We start from the raw sequence: 25,639 nt of genomic DNA, 5'->3' as shown, positions 1-25,639 counted from the left end.
GGGCCCGGCCAGGGTGGCGGGCGGAGTAGCGGTGGAGGCTTCCACCGCTTGTGGGCTGGGTAGAGCGGGACAATCGGGGGATTGACATGGATACCCCGCAACATCCCCATGGCGTTCGTCGCGCTGGCGGCGGCCATGCTGATCGGTGGGGCGATCGCGTTCGCCGCGTTCAACGCAGGCACGTCCCGCACGGCCGACACAGCCGCCGAGCACGGCCCCACACCCACGCTAAGCCCGTTCGTCCAGATCATCGTGCGCCCGCGATGGCCCCCGTTCGATGACCACGACAGGGATCTCCCTCGCCGCCTTTCGCTGGTAGCCGGTGTAGTGCGGCCAGATCCCGGCCATGATTTCCCACAGGCGGGGTCGTTCGTCGCTGGTCGCCGGTCGCGCCACCGCGTCGAACACGTCGGCGCCGACCTGCACCCGGACCCGCGGTTGGGCGAGCAGGTTGTGGAACCAGAGGGGATCGTCGTCGGCGCCGCCGTTGGAGGCGACCACCAGATAGCGCTCGCCGTCGCGGCCGTAGATGAGTGCGGTGCGGCGGGGCAGCCCTGAGCGGCGGCCGGTGGTGGTGATCAGCAGCGTGGGCGCGCCATGGAACAGGTGGCCGCGGGCGCCGTCGGACTCGACGTATTTCTTGATGTGGTCGGCGACCCATGTGGTCGGGCTGTCGATGGGTTCGTGACTCAACGGGCCACTCCGCCCACTCGGCGGTCGGCCCAGTCCCAGGCCTTGGCGAACCAGCCGGACGCGGTGCGGTGTGCGTTGAGCACGTGTCCGGTGTCGGGGACCACCTTGGCGAAGCGGCCACCGAGGCGGCCCGCGCGCAGTTGGTCGATGAGCTGGCGCAGGATGATCTGGTGCGTGTCCAGCCGGAAACGGGCGCTGGGCGGGTGGGCGCTCGCGCCGGTGCCGAGCCTACGACCGCGCGGCAGGCACAGGGCACCGGCCACGCGCTGGTCGGCGATGAGGAGGAATGTTGCTACTGCGGCGCGGACGCGCATGGATCCCCTTCGCTAGGTATTCAAGTTTGACTACCTCTTTAAGTGTGAACTATGAGGCACTCGTCCGCCTACCGTCAAACCGGCGGCCGAGGCCACCGCGTCGCTCGCCTGGGACGCCGTCGGCGACTGGGGCAGCTGCATGGGCACGCTGTTTGGGGTGGCCGCGAGCATGTCCGGGCGGGACAGATCGAGTGCGTGGGCGATGCGGGTGCCCACCGGGGTGCCGGGGAGAAGGCCGCCGGCTTCGCAGCGGAGGATGAGTTCGGCACTGGTGTCGGCGGCGGCGGCCAGGCGGGCGGGACTCAGGTGGCGATGGATGCGGCGGAGCCGGACCTGCTGGCCGAAGTCGAAGGCGAGCGCGGTGTCGTGGTAGACCTCGGCGGCACCAGGCTCGGCCATACGGCGCTCGCACAGCGTGTCCCAGGATTGATGGTTGTCCGGGCCGTGCCGGGTGCATTGGGCCAGCATGTGTTGCGCCCGTCGTTGTTCGCAGGCTTCGGGGATACGGGAGATGCGCCAGACGGTCAGCAGTACGGTGCGGCGAGGTGGGACACACCAGTAGGTCAGGCCGGTGGGGGCGGTGCCGGTGAAGAACCGCAGCACGCCCAGTGGCCGTAGCTCCCCGCACAGCTTTTGGGTGTGCGGGGAGACCCGCAGGGCGCCGTACGCACTGAGCAGTCCGACGAAGAACGCCGCGACGGCGAAGTCCGCGGTGTAGAGCTGTTCCAGCCAGTCTGCGGACTCGCGTTCCAGTTCCAGGACGCGTCGGCTCATACCCGGAACATAGACCAACCTGGCCATGCCGTCACGAGAGCGTCACGGTCAGTTATGGGTTGCTTGGTCGGGATCTGTGGGGACATGTTGGCGCTCGGGATCTACGGCCGGGAAAGATCGCCATGAACGTTTACCGGAAGGCTTCGAGGTTGCGGCGGGCCCACTCGGCGAACGGGCGGGGCGCGCGGCCGAGCACTCGCTCGACATCTGGGCTGAGCCGCAGCTCGGCGGCGTTGGGCTCGCCGAGGACGGCCAGCGTGGTCTCCACGACCGGTTCCGGCATGAACGCGGTCATCCGCGCGTGAGCCTGGGCCCGGGTGAGCTCCACGAAGGAGACCGGCTCACCGAGGGCCGCGCCGATCGCCTCGGCCTGCTGCCGGGGCGTGACGGCCGCTGGTCCGTTCAACTCGTAGACATGGCCGGTGTGTTCGTCCTTGCGCAGGACCACGGCCGCGACCTCCGCGATGTCCGCCGGATCGATCACCGGAATCCCGACGTCACCGAACGGCGCGGCGACGGTCCGCTCGGCGCGTACCGACTCCACCCAGGCGTAGGCGTTGGACGCGAAGCCGCCGGGCCGCAGGATCGTCCAGGCCAGGCCCGACTCGCGCACCGCTTCTTCGATCGCCCGTATGACGGCTCCGTGCGAGGCCGAATCCGGCCTGGTCACCACGCCCTGCGAGGAGAGCAGCACGATCCGCCGGACCCCGGCGACCCTGGCCGCGTCCACGATGGCTCTCATGTCGAGCCCGTGGCCGCCCGCGCCGCCGTCGTGCAGGAACAAGGCCTCGGCGCCGTCGAGGGCGGGCCGCAGGGTTTCCGGCGCGGCCAGGTCAGCCCTCACGTGCCTGACCCCCTTCGGCAGGTCCACCGGGGTTGTCCCCCTCGACACCGCCGTCACCCGTTCCCCGGCCTCCGCCAGGGCCTGCACCAGCGGCCGCCCGACATTCCCGGTCGCACCCGTCACCACGATCATGATTAACTCCCGCTCTTTCGCTTGGTGTTCTCGCGATGAGGGCGACGCTAACAGCATCGATATAGTAGGTACCTAGGAGAAAGTAACTACCTCAGAGGGCTTATGGCTGGCTGGTGGTGATTGCCCGTTGGTAGCGGGCTGTCAGGTTGCGCAGGGCTTCGACTAGTTCTGGGGAGTCGACGACGGTGAAGTCTGCGTCGAGCATGCCCAGGTAGAGGGCGAGCATCTCTGGGTGGTCGGACCCTGGTTCGAAGACGCACCGGCCGTCGTCCAGCGACTCCACTTCCGCAGAGATGGGGAGGCGAGAGCGGACGTGCTCGGCGGGGGCGTGGACGATGACCCGTGCCCGGTAACGCCACGTTGCCTCGCCTACTCCGCGGGCCACCCGCGCCGTTATCTCGTGGTCGGGTGGCAGATCCCGGGGGGTGAAGCGCGGGCCCGCCGGGGTTTTGGGGTCGAGGCGGTCCACGCGGAAGGTGCGCCAGTCGTCGCGGTCCAGGTCCCAGGCCACCAGGTACCAGCGGCTGTGGTCGTGGACGAGGCGGTACGGCTCCACCTGGCGGCGGCTGGACGTTCCGGAATGGGCCCGATAGTCGAACCGGAGCCGCTCCTGGTCGCGGCACGCGCTGGCGATCACGGTCAGCACGTCGGGGTCCACGCGGATTCCGGGCGCGGGCATCTGGAGGGCGGAGATCTGGAACGCGGTGACTCGCCGGCGAAGCCGGGAGGGGAGTACCTGCTGCAACTTCGCCAAGGCCCGGGCCGAGGTTTCCTCGATTCCGGCGATCGAGCCGCTGGCGGCGGTGCGGAGCCCGACGGCGACCGCGACCGCCTCGTCGTCGTCCAGCAGGAGCGGCGGCAGAGCGCGGCCGTTGCCGAGCCGGTAGCCGCCGGCGACACCGGGCCGCGCGTCGACCGGGTAGCCGAGGTCGCGTAGCCGACCGACGTCGTTGCGGATGGTGCGGGTGGTCACGTCGAGCCGTTCGGCGAGTTCGGTGCCGGTCCAGTCGCGCCGGGATTGGAGCAGGGAGAGGAGGCGCAGGAGCCGCGCTGAGGTCTCAGACATGTTTCGATGCTCACCCTGAATTTAGGAACGGCTGCTTCCTCTATTGTTCCTACTTTTTCTCTTAGGACGGTGTCCCTAGAGAAGGAGAAGTGCGATGAGCAATGACGTCCAGCCGTTCCGGATCGAGGTGCCCCAGGCTGACATCGACTACCTGCACGACCGGCTCTCCAGCGCCCGCTGGCCGGCCGAGCTGCCGGGCGTCGGCTGGGAGCGCGGCATCCCGCTGGACCCCCTCAAGGACCTCGCCGACTACTGGAGGACGGGGTACGACTGGCGCGCCCAGGAAGCCCGGCTCAACCGGTTCCCGCAGTTCACCACCGAGATCGACGGCCAGCGCATCCATTTCCTGCACGTACGGTCCGAGCGGCCCGACGCCAAGCCGCTGCTGATCACTCATGGCTTTCCCAGCTCGGTCGCCGAGTTCCTGCACCTGGTCGAGCCGCTGGTCCACCCCGAGGAGGGCCAGGCCTTCCACATCGTCGCGCCGTCCCTGCCCGGGTACACCTTCTCGACACCGCTGAGCGCGACCGGCTGGGCGATGGGACGTACCGCCCGTGCCTGGGTCGAGCTGATGCGCCGGCTCGGGTACGAGCGGTACGGCGTCCACGGCGGCGACGTCGGCGCGGGCGTGTCCGGTGCGGTCGCCGGCCTGGACGGCGAGCATGTGATCGGCTGCCATGTGGTGACCGATCCGATGACCGCGGCGAACACCGCCACCTTCCTGCCGGGGATGGCCGACCGGCTCGACGAGAACGACCCGGTCGACAAGGTGATCCTGGAGCGGATGCACGAGTTCCGGACTGACGGCTCCGGTTACCTGGCGATCCAGAACAGCCGTCCGCAGACCATCGGCTACGGCCTGGTCGACTCCCCGCTGCTCCAGCTCGCCTGGATCGTGGAGAAGGTGCATGAGTGGACTGACCTGCCGGTCGACCGCGACCAGCTGCTCACGAACGTGAGCCTGTACTGGTTCACCGGCTCCGGCGTCACCGCCGCGCACACCCTGTACGAGCAGGCGCACTCCTCTGACTGGGGGGCGCCGTCAACCGTCCCACAGGGCTTCGCGGTTTTCGGCGCGGACGAGACGGTGCGCAGGCTGGTCCCCGTACCGGAGGACGTGCACTGGACCGAATTCGAGCGCGGCAAGCACTTCCCCGCCATGGAGGCTCCGGCCCAGCTGGCGGCCGACCTGCAGACCTTCTTCGGGCGGCTGCGATGACCGATGTGCTGAGCCGGCGTCGCCCAACCGGGCGACGCCGGCTAGAGGCGGTCAGCGCCAGTGATCCGCCCGCTGTGCACACAACAGCAGCGCCGCGGCGGCTCAGTCGTCGCGTCCGGCGCCGCGATCGGGTGCGCTCATGTCCCCCGTCCGGGGCGTGCCCTCAGCGAGCCCGTAGCGCAGGTACACGCTGCCCTTCGGGCCGGCTGCCGGCGGTTCGAGGAGGGTGAGGTTCGTGGGCACCGCGCCGCCGTCGAACACCTTCTTGCCGACGCCGAGCATGATCGGGTGCACCCAGAGGTCGAGACGGTCGAAGAGCTTCTCGCGCAGGAGGGTCTGCACCAGGTTCAGGCTCCCGACGACCTTCACGTGCTCGTGCCGGTCACGGATCTCGCGCACCGCACCGGCCAGATCCGGGCCGAGCTGCGTGGACCCGGCCCACGAGAGGTTGGGCTTGCCGCGCGAGGCCACGTACTTGGGGACGCTGTTGAAGAGCGTGGCGATCTCGTTGTCCTGGCCGCCCTCCTGGTACGGCCAGAAGGCGGCGAAGATGTCATACGTCCGCCGCCCGAGCAGGAGGGCGTCGGTGCCCTCGTACGCGGCACCGATCTGCGCCCCGGCGACCTCGTCCAGCAGGGGCGCCTGCCAGCCGCCGAACGGGAACCCCACCGGGTCCTCGTCGGGGGCGCCGGGCGCCTGCCCGACGAGATCGAGGGTTGCGAACATCTCGATGTGGATGAGGCCCATGCCTTACCTCCCGATGAGTCTGGTTGTCTCGGTAGGGAAGTGGACCTGTGGGCGCCGGCGAACTCATCGCCGCGGCGGCACCCGGCTTCGTACTCGTCGCCCGCCTCGACCGGTGCATCGGTCCGATTCCCCCGAACAGCTTGAAGTGCACAGCACGGTGCCCTGCTTACGCCACCAGGCCTGGACGCCGTACCGTCACTCTCTGCTCACGATAGAGCACAGGCCGCATCGAACCTGTGACTGCCCTGCGTCCAGCGTCACCGCAGGTCACCGGCGTGATCCGCGGCGTCGGCTGCCGATTCGGCCACGTCTTCTGCTTCGGCCCGGACGTGGTGAACGCGCGCGTGGGCCCACGCCGTTTGTCCCGGGTCGCTCCTAGGGTGGGGCGCATGGTGGAGTTCGAACTGGACGGGCGGCAGGTGTCGCTGGTGGCGAGAACGCCGGAGTCGAGTGAGTTCCGGGTTCTGGTGGACGGTGTTCCGGTTCCCATGGACGTGACCAGGACTGAGACTTTCACGGGCAACCTCGGCAGCTCCACGCGTGAGGTCGAGGCTTGTCACCCTGCCGCGTGGATCCAGATCGAGGGCACTCCGCATGATCCCTCCATATGGGGGCCCCGGATCGCCTACGTCTTGTTCATGAAGCCGATCGTGTCCGTCTACAACACGTCGGTATGGTCTAGCGACTCTGTGCATCTGACGTTCGCGGACGATTTCACCCGCGTCGCCGTCGCCTGGGACGAGTCGACCGACACCTCAAGCTGATCCCGCCCCTGCCCGCGCCAACTCCCGGACTGGAGATCTACGGTGTGGATCGGTCACTGGTGAGTGGCGCTCATTGTGAGGTGGTCGTCTGAGCGCCGGAGGGCCACGGGTCGCTGACCGCGTTCAGCAGCTGGTCGATTGCCGACAGATCCCCCACGACGGCGACGCTGCCGTCGGCGCATGCAGTTGCGAGCGTGGCTGGATCGGTCAGCAGGGCGCTGAGCGCCTTGGGGTCTGCGCGGAGTGAGGCGGCCGCCGTCGCAGGTTCACCGGGCTGCACTTCAACCCGGCCGGACGCCAGGCGGACCGTCCAAGCCCGGCCGTCGAGCTCGAGACGGCACGTCGTTGGAGGTGCCGCGGGGTCGGGACGAGCGGCACCTCGCAGGAAGATCAGCACGGAAGTGGCGCTGAGCGCGGTCGGCGGCGGGGGTTGCGGGGCGTCGATCCCCCAGTCGCCCAGAGCCAGCAGGATGGGTTCCAGCTTCCGGCCCCTTTCGGTCAGTTCGTAGACCCGCGGGCCTTCTGCCGGTGCCTGTCTACGGCGGATCACCCCGTTGTGTTCGAGTTCTCGGAGCCGGTCTGCAAGCAGGTTCGAGCTAACGTGGGGCAGAGCCCGCCGCAGCTCTGAGAAACGTTGAGGCGTAAAGAGCAGCTCGCGGACGACCAGCAAGGCCCATCGCTCCCCGACGACGTCGAGGGCCCTGGCGATCCCACATGAGTCCCGGTAGCTACGGCTGGTCGGCATGGCCACTCTCCTCGTCCACATCTGATCCGAAACTACCACGATGGCGTTTTCGCAACTGAAGCTAGTTGTTTTTTACAATCGATCGTGGTTACTGTTAGCTCTCACGCCAGCGCGAGATTGAGCAGGATGATGCAGATGAGTACTCAGCCGGTACCGCTGAGTCGGGGCAAGGCGAACCTCGCGTTGGCGTTGGGCCTCGCCATCGGCGGCCCGATCCTGACCGCGCTGACGATCAAGCTGACGATCCTGATCGGCACGGTCATCCTGGTCACCCTCCGCACCCTGATCCTCGGCGCCATCGGCGTGGCGGTCTCCCTGCTGGCGCTCTACCTAGTTGGCGCAATCGCCGTGCTTGTGGCGCCCGCGCTGCCGGCCCTGCGTAATCACAAAAGAATCAATCACCTGGAGGACGCATGAGCGGATTGCTGCTTGAGGACAAGAACGCTGTGATCTACGGAGGCGGGGGTGCCATTGGCGGCGCCATTGCACGGGTATTCGCCCGGGAAGGCGCGAGGGTCTTCATCGCCGGACGGACGCAGGCGAAACTCGACGCCGTGGCGCGTGATATCGCCGCCACTGGAGGAACGGTCGAGACCGCGCACGTTGACGTGTTCGATCAACAGGCGGTCGAAAAGCATGCTGATGCGATCGCGGCGACGGCCGGCAGCATCGACATCGCCCTCAACGCCGTGAGCGTCATGCACGACCAGGGGACTTTGCTGGCGAACCTCTCGCTTGAGGAGTTCATGCGGCCGATCGATGGTTTTCTGCGGACGCTGTTCATCACAAGCAAGGCTGTGGCACGGCACATGGGCCGCGAGCGTCCTGGCGTCATCCTGACTTTGTCCGAGCCGGGTGCCAAACTGGCTGTAGGTGGCATCTTGGGACACGGTGTGAGCTCGGCCGGCAAGGAGGCCTTCTCGCGGCTACTTGCCGCGGAGCTGGCACCCGGCAACATCCGGGTCATCGACATCCGTCCACACGCTGTCATCGATGCGCCGGCAGCGGGTTCCTACACCAAGGACCTCTTCAAACAATCTGCGGCAGCGGCCGGGCAGTCGGTCCAGGAATTCCTCGAAGGCGGGATGGTGCAGGGGACGCTCCTAAAAAGGCTGCCTACGCTCTCTGAGATAGCAGAAACGGCCGCGTTCCTGGCTTCGGATCGAGCTGGAGCCATGACCGGAACAGTCGCCAACCTGTCCGGCGGCGCACTTGTGGACTGATTTTCAGTCTCGGCGCTCCCGCCACCGCCTTGTTGTGGGCTGTGGCGGATTCGCTAACAGGGTTCATTCACTTGCGTAGGGCATAGGCGCGGATGGTGGTCTGCGACCGTGTTTCCTGTGGTGTCGACGGCGGTCGCACGGAGGGAGACGTACTCGGCGTTCGATCAGAACGATCGGCCAGCAGCGGCAGGACGGGCATCACGGCAGGGCTCTGCCGCTTGTCGGGGAGGGGCTAGGTGCCGAGGAGTTCCTTGGTCAGGTGCTCCACGCGGGCGCGGATCTCATCGCGGATGGGGCGGACGGCCTCCACGCCCTGTCCGGCGGGGTCGTCCAGGGTCCAGTCCAGATAGCGCTTGCCGGGGAAGACCGGGCAGACGTCGCCGCAGCCCATGGTGATGCACACGTCCGAGGACTGGACGGCCTGGGTGGTCAGCACCTTGGGCACCTCGGCGGCGATGTCGACGCCGACCTCGGCCATCGCCTCCACCACGGCCGGGTTGACCGCGTCGGCGGGGGCCGAACCGGCGGAACGGACCTCGACGCGGTCACCGGCCAGATGGGTGAGAAAGGCGGCGGCCATCTGGGACCGGCCCGCGTTGTGGACGCACACGAACAGGACACTGGGCTTGTCGGACACCAGAACGTTCCTCTCGATTACGCGGTCGCCGGGCCCGGTGGCCTGCACGAACCCGGCACTGCTAACGTAACAGCCCATGATGACATCAGTGGAAACTGATGCGTTGGATCTTGAGACGCTCAAGCTCCTGGCCGACCCACTGCGCGCCCAGATCGTCGCGCTGCTGGCGCGGGAGTCGCTGTGCGTGTGCCACATCGTGGAGGAGACCGGCGCGCAGCAGACCAATATCTCCAACCACCTGCGCGCGCTGCGCCGCGCCAAGCTCGTGGAGACCGAACCGTCCGGCCGCTACGTCTACTACCGGCTGCGACCCAACGCCATCGAGGCGCTGGCCGCACAGCTCGGCGAGCTGGCCCGAAGCGCCGCCCGTTCCGGCGAACAGAAGAGGCCCTGCCCGTGACGGCCCAGACGACCGCATCCGACGCGGCGATCGAGCCGCGGCAGGTCCCGCTGGCGCGCCGGGCGCTGGCCGAACTGCTCGGCACCGCGCTGCTGGTCACCGTGGTCGTCGGCTCAGGGATCATGGCTGTGCGGCTGTCGCCCCATGATGTGGGGCTGCAGCTGCTGGAGAACTCCACCGCCACCGTGTTCGGCCTGGCCGTGCTCATCCTGATCTTCGGGCCCGTGTCGGGTGCGCACTTCAATCCGGTCGTCACGGCCGCCGACTGCGTGCTTCAGGACCGGCCCCTGCGGGATCTGGCCGTCTATGCCCCTGCGCAGATCGCCGGGGCCATCGGCGGGGCCGTGCTGGCCAACCTGATGTTCGATCTGTCAGCCGTCACCGCCTCCCGCCATGATCGTGCCGAGACACATCTGTGGCTAGGTGAGGTCGTGGCCACCATGGGGCTGATCGTGCTGATCTTCTCGTTGGTACGCACAGAGCGGACCGCGCTGGCCGCCCCGGCGGTCGGCGCCTATATCGGCGCCGCCTACTGGTTCACCAGCTCCACCTCGTTCGCCAACCCGGCCGTCACGATCGGCCGGGCGTTCAGCGACACCTTCGCCGGGATCGCCCCCGCCTCCGTCCCCGGCTTCGTCATCGCCCAGCTGGCGGGCACGGCCATCGGCGCGGTCCTGGTGCTGATCTTCTACCCGGCCAAGGTGCACGTACGGCGCTGATCAGCAGCCGTGGCGGCAGGGCGCGCTGAGCGGCGCGGACGGTGATTGTGCAGACCCCGGCCAGGGTCAGCAGGCCGATCGCAGCGGGCAGGAACCCGAAGGTGATCGGTGGCAACAGCACACTGGAGCCGGGTCAGGTCGCCGAGCAGTGGATGCCCTCCTTGGGAAGCTCGGCCTCGGCTTTCATAGAAGAAAGCATGGTTTGAACGCCCGATCGGCAGTAGATACCCGAGTCATCAGCGCGGCGTGGATTCTGCCTGGTCAGCGCATGACAGCTGTCATGAACGGTTGGTGACTGCGGCCACTACCCGCGATCCGCCGCCCGAGGGGACTCTTGGTCCAGGAAATCGGAATCTCCTCGGGAGGGATCACAGTGATCGAGATAACCGAGCTCACCAAGCATTTCGGGAAGACCCGGGCGGTGAACGGGCTGTCGTTCCAGGTGCGGCCCGGCGTCGTGACCGGCTTCCTCGGGCCCAACGGCGCCGGGAAGACCACCACGATGCGGCTGATCATGGGCCTGGACCGGCCGACCCACGGCACGGCGACGGTGAACGGCAAGCCCTACCGGCAATTGCGGACGCCGCTGCGCGAGGTCGGATGCATGCTCGACGCCCGCGCGTTCCACGGCGGCCGTTCCGCACGCGCTCATCTGCTGGCGCTCGCGCACACCAACGGCTTCCCTCAGCGGCGCGTGGACGAGGTGCTGGAGCTGACCGGGCTGGCGAGCGTGGACCGCAAGCGGGTCAAGGGCTTCTCGCTCGGCATGTCGCAGCGGCTGGGCATCGCCGCCGCGCTGCTGGGCGACCCGCGCGTGCTGATGTTCGACGAGCCCGTCAACGGGCTTGACCCGGAGGGGGTCCGCTGGATCCGCACCCTGCTGCGGGCCTGCGCCGACGAGGGACGAACGGTGCTGGTCTCCAGCCACCTGATGAGCGAGATGGAGTACACCGCCGACCACATGATCGTGATCGCGCGCGGCGAGCTCGTCGCCGACTGCAGCACGACGGAACTGATGGAACGCAGCTCGCAGCGCTACATCCGGGTCCGTACCCCGGAGCCCGCCCGGCTGTCGGCCGTGCTGACGGAGGCCGGAGCGAACGTCAAGGGCGGCCCGGAGGAACTGCGGGTGACGCGCATGGAGATCGCTCAGATCGCCACGCTCGCGGCCGAGCACCAGCTGCCGGTGCACGAGCTCTCCCCCCAGTCATCGCTGGAGGAAGCGTTCATGGAACTCACCGCCGACCGTGTCGAGTACAAGGCACAGGTCCACCACAAGGCACAGCTCAACCACAAGGCACAGGTCGGGTACGAGGCTCAGGGAGGCCACCGATGACCGCGATCACCGTTGACCAGGAACGCCCGGCACCCCTGCACACGAGCGTGACCCGCGCGTTCCGGGGCGAGATGACCAAGACCCGGTCGGTCCGTTCCACGTACTGGACGCTGTTCGTCGCGGTGGTCGTCGGAATCGGCGTGAGCGTGCTGACCACCTGGAGCGTGGTGGCGGCCTGGAACGACGCGAAGCCCGCGGAGCGCGCCGAGTTCGAGGCGGTGCCGACCTCGATGGGCGGCCTGCTCATCACCGTGATCACGATCATGGTCTTCGGTGTCCTGGTCATCACCTCGGAGTACGCCGGCGGGCAGATCCGGATCTCGTTGTCGGCGGTGCCCAGCCGTTCGATGCTGCTGAGCGCCAAGGCCTGCGTCGTGGGCGTTGTGGCCCTGGCGGCAGGGGCGGTGATGGCCTTCCTGTCGTTCGCCATCGGTCAGGCCTTCTTCGCGACCAAGGACATCGGCGTGTCGATCACCGATCCCGGGGTGTTCTGGGGACTGTCGCGCGTCGCGCTGGCCATCGGGCTCCTGAGCCTGTTCGCGATGGCCATTGGCGCCCTGGTCCGGCACACCGCCGGGGCCATCACGCTCGCGATCGGCGGGATCTTGCTGCCGGCGAAAGTGCTCGGCTTCGCCCCCGAGTCCGTACAAGACAAGATCATCCCGCTCCTGCCGGACGGTGCCCTCGGGGCGATGATGCCCCCAGCCGCGGAGGACCCCGCCACCTGGATGGAGAGCCCCATGGGCGGGACGATGATCCTTGTCGCGTGGGTGGCGGCCCTGTTCGCGGGTGCGCTGTTCCTGGCGAACCGGCGCGATGCCTGAGCGGGCGCTAGAGCCAACCCATTCGCTGGGCGGCCAGGATCGCTTCAAGGCGATTCTGGCCGCCCAGTTTCGTCATGGCGCTGGACAGGTAGTTGCGCACGGTGCCCTCGGCGAGATGGAGCTCCGCGGCGATCCGGCCGAGGCTCGCGCCGTCGGCGGCCAGCCGGAGCACGTCGCGTTCCCGATCGGTGAGGGGGCTGTCCCCCGCGGCCATCGCCTCGGCGGCGAGCTCGGCGTCCAGATGGCGGCCGCCCGCGTCGACCTTGCGGATCGCGGTGGCCAGCTCGGACGCGGAGGAGGCCTTGCCGAGGAAGCCGCCGGCTCCCGCAGCCATGGCGCGGCGCAGATAGCCGGGGCGGCCGAGGCTGGTGAGGATCACGACCCGGCACTGCCCGGCGACGCGTTCGGCGACGGTCAGCCCGTCCAGGCCGGGCATCTCGATGTCCAATACGGCGACGTCGGGCCGGTGCTCGGCGACGGCGGCCACGACCTGGTCGCCGCTGCCGACCTGCGCGACCACCTCGATGTCGTCCTCCAGGTCCAGCAGGGCGGCCAGCGCCTCCCGCACCAGATGCTCGTCCTCGGCGAGCAGCACGCGGATCATGCCGGCACCGCCGCTCGCAGCAGGAATTCCCCGGCCTCTGTGGGAACGGTGGTGAACGATCCCCCGGCGGAGGCCATCCGTTCGGACAGCCCGGACAGGCCGTTCCCGGGACGGTCGGCCACGCCGTCGATGCCGTCGTTGCGGATCTCAAGGACCCCATTCTCGACGGTGATGTCGCAGTGCGTCGCCGAACTGTGCTTGAGGATGTTGGTGACCCCTTCGCGCACCGCCCAGGCCAGCAGCGTGGACCGTTCCGGGGACAACCCCTCGAAGTGGGCGTTCAGGGTGCATCGGATGTCGGCCGCCTCCAGTACGGCACAGACGCTGGCCAGCTCCTCACCAAGGTCAAGCTTGCGGTAACCGCGTACCGCCGCGCGCACCTCCGTGAGCGCGTCCTTGGCCAGCCGTCGCACCTCAAGCATCTCCCCGGCTGCCTTGCCTGGGTCCCGGTCGCCGAGCCTCGCGGCCAGCTCGCTCTTCAGGCTGATCACGGCGAGGCCGTGGCCGAGCAGGTCGTGCAGGTCGCGGGAGAAGCGGAGCCGCTCCTCCGAGACGGCAAGCTTCGCCCTGGCCTCCTGCCCCGCGTGAAACTCCTGTGTCACATCCCACAGCCACCGCAAAGACAACATCAGGCCGCACGCGACGGCCGTGTAGCCGCCCATGGAGAAGACGTTGTGCAGCACCATCCCCAAGGTCCGCGTCTCGTCGTACGCGAACGCGAGGTAGGACAGGCACGAGGCCACCACCAGCAGGACCAGCACGACGCCCGTACGGAGAGAGACGAACAGCACGAATCCCATGGCCCAGATGATCGGGGCGAACTCGCCGCCGAGCGGCTGAACACCGAACGCCGCGAAGGCGATGATCCCGGCGATGATCAGATCCCTGGTCGGCCGGCGATCCCCGCGGAACGCGGCGCGGTGGAACCGCCAGAAGAAGCCATAGACGACGATCAGCAGGATCCCGGTGACGCAGGACCGCAGCACGTGGGCGTGGTCGGCCAGGGCGGTCCACACGAGCTTCTCGGCGGCCACCGCCAATCCGAAGAAGATGGTCACGGCGTGGGCCGTGAAGATCTGGACGCGCCGTGCAGTGTCGAGTCTGGAGACTCGTGCCATGCCATCCCCCCGCAGATGTGAGCAACTGGTTAGACAGCTGCTGACCTGCGAAGGTTCGCCTAATTGGCCGCGGCGAGATGTACATGGCCTTCATCGCAACGTTCAGTGGTCTGGGATCGGCGACGGCCTCACTCGGGCCCGCTCCAGTCGAACGTGATGTGCTTGCTGGAACGATTCTCCCGCTGGAAGCTGAACCCGAAGGCGTCGGCTCGGTAGGACAGCGCCCTGCCCCATGTCGCGACCTGGTCCGGCCCGGTCTCGGAGCCGGGGAGGTTGGTGCTCTGCACCCGCGAACCTACGGGAGTGGTGGGGCCAGTGAGGGCCTCGGCCCGCGCCTCCACCTTGCCGGGAACCTCCGCGCTCCAGGTGGCCAGGTCGTCGTCGATCGAGATCTTCACGGGAGCGAACTCAAGCCCCCTCATCTCGGGATCGAACATCCGCACGAAAACCCCGGGCCATCCACCGGCCTGCCCGCTAAAGATCATTTGAAGCGCTTGGCGCTGGGCCTCGTCGGCGCGGTCGTCCAAGAAGACGGCGGCGTATGCCTCCGAGTGCGTGCCCTTCCACACGTTCCCGACGAAGGAAGCGATCATCAGGACGTTGAGGCCGTCCAGGGGTACATCCCCGTAGCGCCCCTCGCGGATGTGCCACGCCAGTACACCGTCACAGTCGCCGTACGTGGGGTCCTCCGCAAACGTGCACGGGCACGGAATGTTGCATTTACACGTGTCGAACCAGTCGCCGGCGACGTGCCAGCCTGGTGTCGCTGGTGTCGCCGCGGTCTCGGTCATGACTCCCCCTCAGTCAGCCCGCCGGGCAGCCGGATACGGCCCCGCCTGATTCCTCCCGGCTGCCGATGTCAATGATCGCGATCGGATCATCGAGACCTATTCACAAGTCTCACAAAACGCCTGGTCATCAGCGAGGCCACGCGGGTAAAACCTGCACGGCGAGCACTACGCCTCTCGGTCCTCGATCTCGAGGAGGGCGGAAGCCGCGCCACTGCCTGCGCGCGTTCCTCGTACAGAGGATGCTCAGGGCTCCCGATCTCCTTGACCAGTTCCGCCTCTATGAGCCGGTGGTCAGGAGTGCCTTCATGCAAGGGCCTCCAATTCTCCGGTAGTCCCGGAGCTAGTTCGGCCATGCTCCAATCATGCAGCGCGTGGGAGCTGTGACACACATGTGATTGCAGGGATGTAGCGTCGGGCTCGTCGCATTGCGGGAGATGTCCGGGGGTTTGGCGTGCGTCGTCTCTTATTGTTTGTGGTGGTCTTCTCGATGTGCGGCCTCGGGGTTTCTGTCCCGGTGGCCGCGGCTGGTGGGGCGAATCCGTCGGCCGCGGCTGACGGGGCCGATCCGTTGGCTTGGGGACGCCACAAGGTGGTGAGTGAGACCTACAACCTGGGTGATCGGGCGTTCACGTTCAAGGGTCCGGACGGTTCCAGGCGGGGTGAGTTGGCGGGCGTCATCCATCATCCGGAACAGACGCGGGGCAGGCGGTTTCCTCTGGTGGTCTTTTTGCATGGGCTCCAGGTCACCTGCGCGAAGGGGCGTACGGCGGGGACGAGTTGGCCTTGTCCGCGAGGCAGCCGGTCAGTCCCCAGTTATCGGGGCTATGACTACATCGGGCGGCGTCTGGCCAGTCATGGCTACGTGGTGGTGTCGATCAGTGCTAACGGGATCAATGCCCCTGATCACGGCGGTCCTTCGCCGGAGGGCATGACCGCGCGGGGGCTGCTCGTTCAGAAGCATCTCGATCTGTGGAAGAAGTGGGCGACCACAGGTGGCAAGCCGTTTGGTGCGAGGTTCTTGGGGGCGATCGACTTTCAGCGAGTGGGCACCATGGGCCACTCGCGTGGTGGTGAAGGCGTGGTCCGGCACTATCAGATCAATGCCGCGCGGGGCCGGCCGTATGGGGTGCGGGCCGTCCTGCCGCTGGACCCGAGCAACTTCTTTCGGCCGGTCGCTACTGGGACGGCACTGGCGGTGATGCTGGCGCGTTGCGGTGGCAACGGGATAGGCGTGGAGTATTACGACGACGCGCGGTATCGGCTCGCCGGAGACCGGGGTGCCAAGCACACGGTCACTGTGATGGGTGCCAATCACAATTACTTCAATACCGTTTGGACGACTGGCAGCGGCTGGCCCGGGGCGTCCGATGACTGGCGAGGAGGCCGGCTGTCGGCGTGCCACCCGAGCCAACGGACGCGGCTCACCGCAGCGCAGCAGCGTGATGTGGGCATCGCTTACGTCGCCGGGTTCTTCCGGCGTTATCTCGGCGGCGAGCAGGCGCTGGCGCCGATGTGGCGAGGCCAGACGCCGCGGTCGGTCGCGCCTGCCAAGGTGCTCATGAGCTCTCTGGCACCGGATCGACGCGACATCAACCGGCTATTGAACGCTTCTCACCTGCGACGCAACACCCTTGGCGGCCAGGTCACCCAGGCCGGGCGGGTCTCAGTCAAGTTGTGTGGTGGGCCACGGCAGCTGCGCTGTTTGCACCGGACCGACACCTGGGCGAACGAGCCGCACCTGGGGTTCCCGGACAACGAGGTCCCCGGATTGAGCATCCTGAAGATCTCGTGGTCGGGCAGAGGCTCGTACACCAACGCGATCCCCGCTCGGTACGGGGACGTTCGGCGCTATCAGTCGATCGTGTTCCGTGGCGCACTGGACTTCACCGATCCGCGCAATCCACGTCGGCGGCCGCAGAACGTACACATAAAGCTGACTGATGCCTGGGGACGCACCGCATCCGCCGCGACATTGCGCCACTCGGCCGCGCTCAACTACCCGCCACGGGTCGTCGCCAACGAGGAGACGCCGTTCCTCCTCAACCAGGTCAGGGTGCCTTTGTCGGCCTTCCCGGGTGTGGACCTACGCAATGTACGCGCCGTTTCCCTTGATTTCGGGGTCACGCCGAAGGGCTCGATCGGCATCACCGACCTGGCGTTCACCTCCTGAAAGAAAGGTCAGCGCATGAGGCTAGGGCCTGCCCGCGATCCTGTTCGGGCAGGCCCGCCAGTGGTGCCGCTTCGGATCGGTCCGCTGCTCGGTTCGCGTCCGCTGCTCGGTTCGCGTCCGCTCAGTGGGTGAAGGGCCTACGCCCGCTCAGCGGCCGAAGTTGAACCAGTTGACGTTCACAAAGTCGGCTGGCTGGCCGCTGCTGAACGTCAGGTAGACGTCGTGTACGCCGGTCACGCCGGAGATGTTCGCCGGTATGGTGCGCCAGCTTTGCCAGCCGCCGGTGTCGCCGACCGCGAAACTGCCGATCGGTGCGTTCGACCGCGAATCGAGGCGTACCTCGACCAGTCCGCTGACGCCGCCGCCCGCACCGCTCGCGACTCTCGCCACGAACTGCCGGGCGGTTGACGAGCCGAAGTCCACGCCTCGATAGAGCGCCCAGTCGCCGTTGGCGGCCCAGCCGACGTACTGGCCGCCGCCGCTGTCAGAGGTGGTCTCGACGTTGAGACCGCTCTGGCCGTCGAATGACTCCGCTTGGACGGTGGTGTAGGCGTCGCGACTACCCGGTGGGTTCGTTGTGCCGCCGCCGCTCTGCCAGACCGCGACGTAGTCGACGAGCATGGGCCGACCTGAGACGGTGGCGGCCGTCGGTGTGGCGTGGCCCGCGACGCCGTCGGGGAACGCGCCGCCCATGGCCACGTTGAGGAGCAGGAAGTAGCCGGCGTGGCCCGTCATGTTGTTCCAGGTGGTGGCGTCGAATTGCGACTGGTTGACGCTGTGGAACTGCTGGCCGTCGACGTACCACCGCAGCTGGTTGGGGCTGACGCTGCGGTCCCATTCGAATCGGTACGTGTGCATCGCCGATTGGCAGGAAGAACCGGGGCACGCGCGGCTGGCGCCCAGACCGGAGGTCTCGTTGCACGGCCCGCCCGGGTTGACGCCGCAGTGCAGCACGCCCCAGACAGAGTTGATGCCGTTGACGTTCTCCATGATGTCGAACTCGCCGATCGACGGCCAGTTCCAGTAATTGCCGCGGTAGGGACCGCCGAGCGCCCAGAACGCGGGCCAATAGCCGAGCGCCTGTGAGCCCGTGACGTTCGGCATCTGGATGCGGCCCTCCATCCGCAGGATCCGTCCGTCGGCCGGCTTGAAGTCGGCGCGCCGGGTCTCGATCCGTGCCGAGGTCCATTCTCCGGATCCGGATCTGATCGGGGTGATTCGCAAATTGCCGCCGCCGTCGAGGCTCAGGTTGGCCGGGTCGGCGGTGTAGCGCTGGATCTCTCCGGTGCCCCAGTTGCCGGGGCCGCCGGGATAACCGTGGCCGGTGTCGACCTGCCAGTTGGACGAGGAGGGCAGGGACCCGGTGGGGCCGTCGAAGTCGTCGCTCCACACCAGGCTCCAACCCGCGGGTGGCGGGGGAACGGAGGCATGGGCGGCCAGGCTGGGAGCCGGGATTGAGAGGGCCGGGATCGAGAGGGAGACGAGTACCGCGAGTGCGGCTCTCCGCCATGAACGGGGTGGACGGGGCATGACGGGGCCCTTCCGCAGGGGGAGCAGGGGGTGGTGCGAGAGGCGCCTGCGCGTCAATTTCATGCGCCGATGACCTTCTGTCAAGGCCCGTGAGAGAGCGCTCTCTTGTCTAGACCAGCCGGCGCGGAGCGAGTCGTGGCCAGGGCGAAGGCCTGAGGCCCAGTGATGTTCGATGAATCGCGCGGCGGCCACATCCGGACAGGAGAATCGTTCTCTTTCGGTCGACCTGGACAATGGTTTCTCTGAGAGAGCGCTCTCCCGGGAGGCGCCCGTGATGAGACGACCCACGCTGGAGGCGGTGGCCGCACGCGCCGGAGTCTCCAGGGCGACCGCGTCACGAGTGGTCAACGGCTCGGACACGGTGCACGCCCAGATCCGCGACGCGGTGCTGCGCGCCGTGGACGAACTCGGCTACGTGCCCAACTCGGCGGCGCGCAGCCTGGTGACCCGGCGCACCGACTCGATCGGCCTGGTGGTCTCCGAACCGCCCGCTGCCGAAGACCCGCTCTTCTCGGTGCTCGTACGGGCCGTGGGCAGGGAACTGGAACGCGCCGGTAAACAGGTCGTCCTCATGCTGGCGTCCTCATCGGCCGCCTATGCCCGGATCGAGCGCTATGTCGCGGGTGGTCATGTCGATGGGGTGATCCTGTTGTCGACGCACGGCGCGGACCCGCTGCCCGCCGCGCTCGCCCGTTCGCATGTGCCGGTGGTCTCCTACGGACGTCCGGTCGCCACCGTCAGCCTCCCGTACTGCGACTGTGACAACGTCGGCGGTGCTCGCGCCGCAGCACGCCATTTGCTGGAACGAGGCAGGTGGCGCATCGCCGCCATCGCAGGGCCACCCGACATGCCTGCAGGCCGGGACCGACTGGCCGGTTACCGCGACGTGCTGTCGGCCGCCGACCGGCGTTCACTGGTCGCCATGGGGGACTTCACCCGGGAGTCGGGCGCCGCGGCGATGCGCCAGTTGCTGCTGGACGGGCCGGATCTGGATGCGGTGTTCGCCGCGACCGATCTGATGGCGATCGGCGCCCTGCACACCCTGCGCCGCATGGGCCGCCGGGTCCCCGATGACGTCGCGGTCGTCGGATTCGACGACATCGAGGAGGCCCGCTACACCGACCCGGCCCTGACCTCGGTACGCACACCGGTGGCCGCGGTCGCCGAGGCGATCGTCCAACGCCTCCTGGGCCCAGACCGCTTTGCCGAGCCGACCGTCCTGCCCGCCGATCTGATCGTCCGAGAGTCCTCCTGAACGTCCAGCACTAGCACTTCTTGAAGGTCAGGCGCTTGGACACGCTGAAGTCGTAGTCCTTCTGCGGCAAGCTCGGCTTGATGAAGCCGACGCGGAACAGGTACGTGTAGGTGCCCTTCTTGCACCCCGTCAGGGTGACCTTCTTGGCGCCCTTCCAGCATTTGCCGGCGATCTGGCGCGGGCCGCTCCACGAAGAACGGTTCAGCCCCACGCAGAACTCCCGGCTCTTCTTGCAGCCCTTCGACGCGGTCGCTACGGCGACGACCCTGGTCTTGGCCTTGTTCTTCTTCAGCTTGGCGAGTCGCAGCGTGCACCTGGCCGCCGCCTCAGCCGGAGCCGTCCGCACGGCGGACGCGGCCACCTGCGTGGTCTGCTTGGCCTGCGTGGTCGCCGTGGTCCCTGTGGTCACCGTGGTCCCGGCCGTGGCCGGGGCGCCCGTGCTCAGGGCCACGACGGTCGCTCCGGCGACGGCGAGACCCATGAGTTTCGCTTTCATGGCATTTCCGTTTCTGTGACGTGGACGGGGGGAAGTGAATGCGGGCATCGTAGAAAATGTGATCGCCCGGGGAATAGGTCTCGTGGGGCTAATCGGTCACGCAGATCTGTAGCCCCTTGGCGCTAATCGGCAGGCTCGCAGAGCCGTGATCTGGGAATCGGCGTATCACGCTCCCGGATGACGGGCCTTGGTAACCGTGACGGACAAGGCGTCGCAAACCTTGACAGCCAAGGCCCACCGTCCGGGAACGAACCGTGATGGACAAGGCATCGCAAACCTTGACAGCCAAGGCGTCGCGCCCGCCGGTCGAGTGCGAGAGACCGGGGCAGCGGGGGCGGCTGCCTTTTGGCGATGGCGGGGCGGTTGTCGGTCCTTGATCATAAGATGCTTTGGATGGAAATTGCGGCTCTTGAACAGAGGCTGCGGGATCGTCCCGGTGACCTGGCCTCATGGCTTGTCTACGGCGACTGGCTCAGCGAGCAGGGTGACGCGCGGGGTGCGCTGATCCGTCTTGAGCAGCGCCGCGCGCGTGCCGGCGCGTCGCAGCGTGATGCCCTTGAGCGCGAGTTCGCCGCGCTTGTGAAGGAGCACCAGGACACCTGGGACGCGGCGCTGCCACCGGGGGCGACCGTGGTTGAACGGCGGTACGGGTTCGCCACGAAGGTCGCCGTTGAGTGGTCTGATGGTGCGCCCGTCGTGATCGAGCAGGCCTTGCGTGGGCCCTTTGTGACCGCGCTGCGGATCACGGCGCCCGGCCAGGAGGATTACGAGGATGACTGGGAGGAAGACCGCCTCGATGATGAGGGCGAGCCGCTCCCGGCCTCGGGCGTCGAGGCCGGCGCACTCGCGACGCTCAATCTCGGCCAGCTCACCGAACTCGACCTCTCGTACCTGCGTATCGGCGCGCTCGGCGCCAAGGCCCTCGCCGTGTCGATGTACCTCCGCAGTGATGTCGGGGACCTGGCGACTGCGGCCGCGCAGGAGCGAATTGAGGTGCTTGACCTGCGGTATAGCCGCATTGGCAACTCGGGTCTGGCGGCTCTCGCGGCGGCCCCGTGCTTCGGCGGTGTTCGCCGTCTGCACCTGCAGAGCAACGAGATCGCCGCGAAGGGTGTGTCCTCACTGCACCGTTTCGAGGGACTGACCGAGCTCGACCTGCGTTACAACGAGATCGGCGCGGAGGGGGTGCAGGCTCTGCTGGAGGCACCGTTCATCGGGTCGCTCAAGCGGCTGCTGCTGTACCGCGCGGACGTCGGAGACGACGGCGCGAGGATGCTCGCGCGTGCCCCCCAGCTCCCACCCGCACTGCGCAGTTACTGGAGAAGTGTATGAGCAGGGAACTCCGCGATCGTTTCTTCGCCTTGTCGACCGGCGACGCCCCCGCCGAGGAGGTCGACCGCCATCGCGCGGAGGTCGACCGGTACCGCGCGGAGGTCGACGCGACCGACGGCGAACCCGCCACGACGATCGATGGGCTCGCGGTCTCCTGGCATCCGACGGCACGGTTCAAGGTGGTGCGCTTCATCGATGCCGAACGCATCGACGCGGATGTGCGCGACCTGTTCGCCCGGCCGATCGAGACCGCTCCGTATCTCGCCGCCGTCTTCGCCGATCCGCGTGAGCTGTCGTTCCGTACCTTCGAGAACATCCTCCCCCTCGACCGGCTGTTCTCGGACGTTCCATTGGAGCTTGAGCTCACCGAGTGCGAGGAGTTCGCCAAGGGCGCGTACACGTTCTCGCTGCAGCTCCCGCCCACCGCCCGCGCCCGCCTGGAAGAGCTTGACTCGCTGGAGCTCTACGTTCCGCCGCTCAACGCCGCGTCCCGGGGCGGCGACCGGTTCATCTTCCACTCGGCGATGCTGGCCGAGGCGCTCACCACCGCGGTGACCAAGGCGATGTCGCAGCTGGTGCGCGACGGCTTTTCGCACGTGAATCCCGTGTTCCGCTGCAACCGTTTTGAGCCTGGTGACGCCAATTTCCACCGTCACCGTGACACGCCGTATTACGACTCGGCGCGCCATCATGTCTCCCGCTACACGCTTCTGCTTTACATGACCGGCGGCTCGGCCACGCCCGTCCTCGACCTCACCGACGGCGCCGCGCTCAAGGAGATCGAGCCGTTCACCTGTGTGGTCTTCGACCAGCGGTACGAGCATGAGGGTGCGCCTTATGACGATGGCCGCAAGGTCTTCCTGCGCACCGAGCTGGTCTTCACCGATCCCGAGGTCACGCACGATCCCGAGATCGGCGCGCTGTTCAGCAAGGCCACCTACTGGACGGGCGAGAGCGTCTTCGCTCCCGAGCTCACCCGCCACGCCGACGACTACTACAACCGGGTCAGCGCCGCGCACTGGAGCGGACTCGCCCCTGCTGCCGCCGCCCGCGAGCCGTTCGTTCACAAGCAGTTTCGCGGCGTGCACTTCGTGGCGAACGGCTACGACTTCTGGTTCGCCAAAGACGACGACCCCTCGCTCGCCGAGTGCGCCGCGATCACACTTCTGGACTACTTCAACTGCAAGCTCGGCGACACCGCATTCCGCTCCGCGTGCGAGTCGGAGGTGATCGAGGCCGACGGTACCGACTGGATCCCCGGTTTCCTCCGGGACAAGCGCGGTGAATCGGCCGTCGTGCCGTTCGACAAGTCCATGCTGTTTCCCGAGCCGGAGCAGCCCGACACCCAAGAACTACCCGACTGCGCATGTGGGATCTGCAGCGGGGGTCTGATCAGCCCCAATTTCGACACCACGCGCAACGCCGACGTCATCCAGCACTACACACGCGCACAGGACTCTGCGAAGGCGGACATCATGCCGGCGCCGATTCTGATGCTCGGCGAGGACGTACTTCTTGACCCAGACATGTTCGTTGTTGAGGGCAACCGCATCCACGTTCTCGGCAAGGAATCGCTGACGCCGGTGAACTTCGCCTCCTGCCAAGGCGGTCCACCCCTTCCCTCTGCCGAGAGCCTCATCACCACCGCAGCCACCGTCGACGTGGCGCACTTCCTCGTCCCGCCGATCCTGTTCGCAGAGACCGCCGACTGCTATCACCTGACGTTCGACTTCTTCCGGAACACCTGGATGGTGAATCACGAGCAGTCCACCGTGTCCGTCCCGAAGATCCGCTTGTTCGAGTTCGCCGACATCGACGAGGACTGGGAGGACCGCATCTGCGGTTGTTACTGCGACTGCGATTGTGACTGCGACGAGGACGACTGTGTCTGCGACGGCGACGCCGAGTGCGAATGCGAGTGCGACTGCGTCGATGAAGAGGACGAAGATGACGAGGAGGGCGAGCGCGAAAAGGAGGGCGAGCGCGAAGAGGAGGACGCGCGCGAAGAGGAGGTCGCCGGCTCCTAGGGGCGTGCGGAGAGTTCGGCCATCCGGGCCAGGGCGGCCACCCAGAAGCGTTGCCGTTCCGGCGTCTGCCCGACCAGGTAGGTGGCCCTCAGCTTCGGCGGCAGGTACGGCAGGAGCCGGGCCACCACGTCGAGATGCTTTTCCAGCTGGGAGACCTCGGCATTGGAGAACACCTGGTGGACCATGTCGGTGTCGTCGGTGCCCTCCGTGGCCGTTTCGGTCGCGGCTGACAGCCGGGTCTCCCAGCTGCGGTGGTTTCTGGCGATTTCGCGCAGACCGATGCGCGGCCGGCCGGCCAGACGGGCCTCCAGACCGGTCAGCGGCACCGGGGCGTACTCACCGTCGCCGAGGTAGATCAGTCCCGACTGCAACGGCATGTCCGTCTGGTGCAGCTTGATCAGCCGTTCCAGGGTGCGCTTGGTGATCCAGTCCCGGCCCTCGTCGTCGATGTCGTTCTTCCACCAGTCCAGGACCGTCTCGGCCGTCTCGCCGTACGTCGAGATCAGCCATTCGTTGGCCGGGATGTCCTCGGGGTGCACCTCGTAGCTGACCGTGAACCGGCTGGCCTGAGCCACGTTGTTGCTGGAGACCAGCATCTTGCGGCCCAGGTGGTACGGCGGGTTCTGCAATGCCACCTGCGCCCGCAGGCCGGGGATCGGGCGCCCGGCGAGCGTCCATTCCTGGGTGATCTCCATCAGCTTGGCGAAGGTGGCCTTGTCTTTGGGCCGGTTGTACTCGTCCCAGATCAGCACCTTGGGCTCCGGGGCGAGCAGCGACCGGGCGAGCATGGCTTCCAGCGCCCCGTCCGGAGTGGGCACCGGGACGCACAGGTCTTCGACATTGGTCACCGGCAGCGAGAAGTAGACCGGTTCGCGGCCCGTCTCCTCCCGGGCGATCTGCTTGGTGATCTCCGTTTTGCCGCAGCCGGGCGGCCCCTGGAGGAGGACCGCCCAGCGGTGTGTCATCGCGGCCCGGAGGATGCGGCGGACCGGGTCGGCCACGGTGGCCGGGTTCCTCACCCCGACGGCCGCGGCGATGCCGTCGAGGACTTCGGCCGTACGGTCCCGGCCCGGCTTGCCGTCCTTCCTCTCCTCGACCAGCGCCAGCCTGCTGCCGTTCAGCAGTGGCAGCCCCCAGACCAGCGGGAACCCGGCGCGGGCGCAGTCGAGCACATGCTGCAGTGTGCGCGGTGAGAGCAGGTGGCGGAGCTGTGGGTTGAGTGAGGCCCACTGCCGGAACACCTCACGCAGATTCCAGTCGGGGTACCGCTCGGCGAGGGCCAGCCGCCACGCGGTGTCGTTCGCCGTCAGCCGGATGGTGACCATCCGGTCGAGGATCGCGAGGTCAGAGCGGCGCACGCTGGTTTCGGCCAGCGACTCGTTGTCGGTGAGGAACACCCCGACGCAGCCCAGCTCGCGCAGGTCGTACTCACCCAACGTCCAGTCGCAGGCGATCTGCATGAGTTGCGACTGCACCGTGCTGCCGGCCTGCAACGAGTCGTCGATGAGCAGGACGAACGGCCTGCCCGGGACGAGCTGCCGCATGACGAGCTGGCGGAGGACCAGCTCACCGCTGCGCTCGTCGCGTACAGGGGCGTTGACCAGCAGGTCGTCCGGGGTGAGGTTGGCGGCGGGGACGACCACCAGGGTCGTGCCGGGAAACCGCTTCGGGATGTACGACACGAACGTGGACGTCTTGCCGATGCCGTGCTCGCCGAAGATCTGCCCGGTCTGGCCGGTGGCGATCATCGCGTCGATGAACTTCTCGAGTTTCGCGGTGGGGCCGTCCTCCGGCGGATCCGGATAGGTGGCGGTGGCCTTCCACTGGCGCTCCACCTGGTGAGCCCCGCGCTCCATCGGCATGGTCTCGGACACTGTTG

The 25,639-nt window shown here is 67.6% G+C and carries 26 protein-coding genes; 12 read left to right on the top strand and 14 right to left on the bottom strand.

Annotated features, from left to right (window positions below):
- Nucleotides 1-228: 228 nt before the first annotated feature.
- The 5 genes from ACH34W_RS28895 to ACH34W_RS28875 all read right to left on the bottom strand — a co-directional run bounded on the left by ACH34W_RS28895 (nt 229) and on the right by ACH34W_RS28875 (nt 3,823).
- Nucleotides 229-693 (bottom strand): nitroreductase family deazaflavin-dependent oxidoreductase, encoded by a 465-nt coding sequence (locus ACH34W_RS28895; protein WP_395964240.1) that lies wholly within the window; start codon nt 691-693, stop codon nt 229-231.
- On the bottom strand, nt 690-1,007 hold the full coding sequence (locus ACH34W_RS28890; protein ID WP_395964239.1) for a hypothetical protein: 318 nt from the start codon (nt 1,005-1,007) through the stop codon (nt 690-692). The genes ACH34W_RS28895 and ACH34W_RS28890 overlap by 4 nt, the downstream gene beginning before the upstream one ends.
- A gap of 30 nt (nt 1,008-1,037) precedes the next feature.
- Nucleotides 1,038-1,781: a multiprotein-bridging factor 1 family protein gene (locus ACH34W_RS28885; protein WP_395964238.1), complete on the bottom strand. Its 744-nt coding sequence runs from the start codon at nt 1,779-1,781 to the stop codon at nt 1,038-1,040.
- Nucleotides 1,782-1,911: 130 nt separating this feature from the next.
- Nucleotides 1,912-2,757 carry an SDR family oxidoreductase gene (locus ACH34W_RS28880; RefSeq protein ID WP_395964237.1) on the bottom strand — a complete coding sequence of 282 codons (846 nt, stop codon included), beginning with the start codon at nt 2,755-2,757 and terminating at the stop codon, nt 1,912-1,914.
- A 100-nt stretch (nt 2,758-2,857) separates the two neighbouring features.
- Nucleotides 2,858-3,823: a helix-turn-helix transcriptional regulator gene (locus tag ACH34W_RS28875; protein WP_395964236.1), complete on the bottom strand. Its 966-nt coding sequence runs from the start codon at nt 3,821-3,823 to the stop codon at nt 2,858-2,860.
- Between the two features lie 94 nt (nt 3,824-3,917).
- On the opposite strand from ACH34W_RS28875, the gene ACH34W_RS28870 reads away from it, so the two are divergent.
- Nucleotides 3,918-5,042 (top strand): epoxide hydrolase family protein, encoded by a 1,125-nt coding sequence (locus tag ACH34W_RS28870; protein ID WP_395964235.1) that lies wholly within the window; start codon nt 3,918-3,920, stop codon nt 5,040-5,042.
- Nucleotides 5,043-5,144: 102 nt separating this feature from the next.
- On the opposite strand, the gene ACH34W_RS28865 is transcribed toward ACH34W_RS28870, so the two are convergent.
- Nucleotides 5,145-5,789: a dihydrofolate reductase family protein gene (locus tag ACH34W_RS28865; protein WP_395964234.1), complete on the bottom strand. Its 645-nt coding sequence runs from the start codon at nt 5,787-5,789 to the stop codon at nt 5,145-5,147.
- Between the two features lie 389 nt (nt 5,790-6,178).
- Here ACH34W_RS28865 and ACH34W_RS28860 point away from each other — a divergent pair, with 389 nt between their 5' ends.
- The gene (locus tag ACH34W_RS28860) at nt 6,179-6,553 is read left to right on the top strand and encodes a hypothetical protein (protein WP_395964233.1); all 375 of its coding nucleotides are present in this window, start codon (nt 6,179-6,181) and stop codon (nt 6,551-6,553) included.
- 70 nt (nt 6,554-6,623) lie between these two features.
- Here ACH34W_RS28860 and ACH34W_RS28855 read toward each other — a convergent pair whose 3' ends face one another.
- On the bottom strand, nt 6,624-7,298 hold the full coding sequence (locus ACH34W_RS28855) for a winged helix-turn-helix transcriptional regulator (protein ID WP_395964232.1): 675 nt from the start codon (nt 7,296-7,298) through the stop codon (nt 6,624-6,626).
- Nucleotides 7,299-7,424: 126 nt separating this feature from the next.
- Here ACH34W_RS28855 and ACH34W_RS28850 point away from each other — a divergent pair, with 126 nt between their 5' ends.
- Nucleotides 7,425-7,715: a hypothetical protein gene (locus tag ACH34W_RS28850; RefSeq protein WP_395964231.1), complete on the top strand. Its 291-nt coding sequence runs from the start codon at nt 7,425-7,427 to the stop codon at nt 7,713-7,715.
- Entirely contained in the window at nt 7,712-8,521 is an 810-nt protein-coding gene (locus ACH34W_RS28845) for an SDR family NAD(P)-dependent oxidoreductase (protein ID WP_395964230.1), read from the top strand. Before ACH34W_RS28850 ends, ACH34W_RS28845 begins: the two co-directional genes overlap by 4 nt.
- A 232-nt stretch (nt 8,522-8,753) precedes the next feature.
- Here ACH34W_RS28845 and ACH34W_RS28840 read toward each other — a convergent pair whose 3' ends face one another.
- Nucleotides 8,754-9,158, bottom strand: coding sequence for an arsenate reductase ArsC (locus tag ACH34W_RS28840; RefSeq protein ID WP_395964259.1), 405 nt, complete (start codon nt 9,156-9,158; stop codon nt 8,754-8,756).
- A gap of 103 nt (nt 9,159-9,261) precedes the next feature.
- On the opposite strand from ACH34W_RS28840, the gene ACH34W_RS28835 reads away from it, so the two are divergent.
- From ACH34W_RS28835 to ACH34W_RS28820, 4 genes are all read left to right on the top strand, one after another.
- Nucleotides 9,262-9,558, top strand: coding sequence for an ArsR/SmtB family transcription factor (locus ACH34W_RS28835; protein ID WP_395964229.1), 297 nt, complete (start codon nt 9,262-9,264; stop codon nt 9,556-9,558).
- A complete protein-coding gene (locus ACH34W_RS28830; RefSeq protein WP_395964228.1) occupies nt 9,555-10,277 on the top strand; it encodes an aquaporin in 723 nt (240 codons plus the stop codon). The genes ACH34W_RS28835 and ACH34W_RS28830 overlap by 4 nt, the downstream gene beginning before the upstream one ends.
- Nucleotides 10,278-10,650: 373 nt before the next feature.
- Entirely contained in the window at nt 10,651-11,613 is a 963-nt protein-coding gene (locus tag ACH34W_RS28825; RefSeq protein WP_395964227.1) for an ABC transporter ATP-binding protein, read from the top strand.
- A complete protein-coding gene (locus ACH34W_RS28820) occupies nt 11,610-12,437 on the top strand; it encodes an ABC transporter permease (RefSeq protein ID WP_395964226.1) in 828 nt (275 codons plus the stop codon). Before ACH34W_RS28825 ends, ACH34W_RS28820 begins: the two co-directional genes overlap by 4 nt.
- 7 nt (nt 12,438-12,444) lie before the next feature.
- Here the strand turns inward: ACH34W_RS28820 and ACH34W_RS28815 are convergent, their stop codons facing one another.
- The 3 genes from ACH34W_RS28815 to ACH34W_RS28805 all read right to left on the bottom strand — a co-directional run bounded on the left by ACH34W_RS28815 (nt 12,445) and on the right by ACH34W_RS28805 (nt 14,950).
- Complete coding sequence (locus ACH34W_RS28815) at nt 12,445-13,041, bottom strand: response regulator (RefSeq protein WP_395964225.1); 597 nt, start codon at nt 13,039-13,041, stop codon at nt 12,445-12,447.
- A complete protein-coding gene (locus ACH34W_RS28810; protein WP_395964224.1) occupies nt 13,038-14,159 on the bottom strand; it encodes a sensor histidine kinase in 1,122 nt (373 codons plus the stop codon). The genes ACH34W_RS28815 and ACH34W_RS28810 overlap by 4 nt, the downstream gene beginning before the upstream one ends.
- A 128-nt stretch (nt 14,160-14,287) precedes the next feature.
- Complete coding sequence (locus ACH34W_RS28805; protein ID WP_395964223.1) at nt 14,288-14,950, bottom strand: DUF1326 domain-containing protein; 663 nt, start codon at nt 14,948-14,950, stop codon at nt 14,288-14,290.
- Between the two features lie 592 nt (nt 14,951-15,542).
- Between ACH34W_RS28805 and ACH34W_RS28800 the strand changes: the two genes are divergently transcribed.
- Nucleotides 15,543-17,120: a hypothetical protein gene (locus tag ACH34W_RS28800; RefSeq protein ID WP_395964222.1), complete on the top strand. Its 1,578-nt coding sequence runs from the start codon at nt 15,543-15,545 to the stop codon at nt 17,118-17,120.
- Between the two features lie 147 nt (nt 17,121-17,267).
- On the opposite strand, the gene ACH34W_RS28795 is transcribed toward ACH34W_RS28800, so the two are convergent.
- Complete coding sequence (locus ACH34W_RS28795) at nt 17,268-18,650, bottom strand: glycoside hydrolase family 16 protein (RefSeq protein WP_395964221.1); 1,383 nt, start codon at nt 18,648-18,650, stop codon at nt 17,268-17,270.
- A 274-nt stretch (nt 18,651-18,924) separates the two neighbouring features.
- On the opposite strand from ACH34W_RS28795, the gene ACH34W_RS28790 reads away from it, so the two are divergent.
- Nucleotides 18,925-19,905 carry a LacI family DNA-binding transcriptional regulator gene (locus ACH34W_RS28790; RefSeq protein WP_395964258.1) on the top strand — a complete coding sequence of 327 codons (981 nt, stop codon included), beginning with the start codon at nt 18,925-18,927 and terminating at the stop codon, nt 19,903-19,905.
- Between the two features lie 10 nt (nt 19,906-19,915).
- Here the strand turns inward: ACH34W_RS28790 and ACH34W_RS28785 are convergent, their stop codons facing one another.
- Complete coding sequence (locus ACH34W_RS28785) at nt 19,916-20,401, bottom strand: hypothetical protein (protein ID WP_395964220.1); 486 nt, start codon at nt 20,399-20,401, stop codon at nt 19,916-19,918.
- Nucleotides 20,402-20,794: 393 nt separating this feature from the next.
- On the opposite strand from ACH34W_RS28785, the gene ACH34W_RS28780 reads away from it, so the two are divergent.
- Both ACH34W_RS28780 and ACH34W_RS28775 read left to right on the top strand, forming a co-directional pair.
- A complete protein-coding gene (locus ACH34W_RS28780; protein WP_395964219.1) occupies nt 20,795-21,733 on the top strand; it encodes a TIGR02996 domain-containing protein in 939 nt (312 codons plus the stop codon).
- Entirely contained in the window at nt 21,730-23,760 is a 2,031-nt protein-coding gene (locus ACH34W_RS28775; RefSeq protein WP_395964218.1) for a hypothetical protein, read from the top strand. The genes ACH34W_RS28780 and ACH34W_RS28775 overlap by 4 nt, the downstream gene beginning before the upstream one ends.
- Here ACH34W_RS28775 and ACH34W_RS28770 read toward each other — a convergent pair.
- On the bottom strand, nt 23,757-25,634 hold the full coding sequence (locus ACH34W_RS28770; protein WP_395964217.1) for an AAA family ATPase: 1,878 nt from the start codon (nt 25,632-25,634) through the stop codon (nt 23,757-23,759). The two genes, ACH34W_RS28775 and ACH34W_RS28770, sit on opposite strands and share 4 nt — an antisense overlap.
- Nucleotides 25,635-25,639 lie beyond the last annotated feature (5 nt).

It is taken from the genome of Actinomadura sp. 6N118 (genome assembly GCF_044326415.1).
In the GTDB taxonomy this organism is placed as follows: domain Bacteria; phylum Actinomycetota; class Actinomycetes; order Streptosporangiales; family Streptosporangiaceae; genus Spirillospora.
Note: the sequence above shows the minus strand (reverse complement) of the source record. Positions and strands in the feature narration are given on the sequence as shown.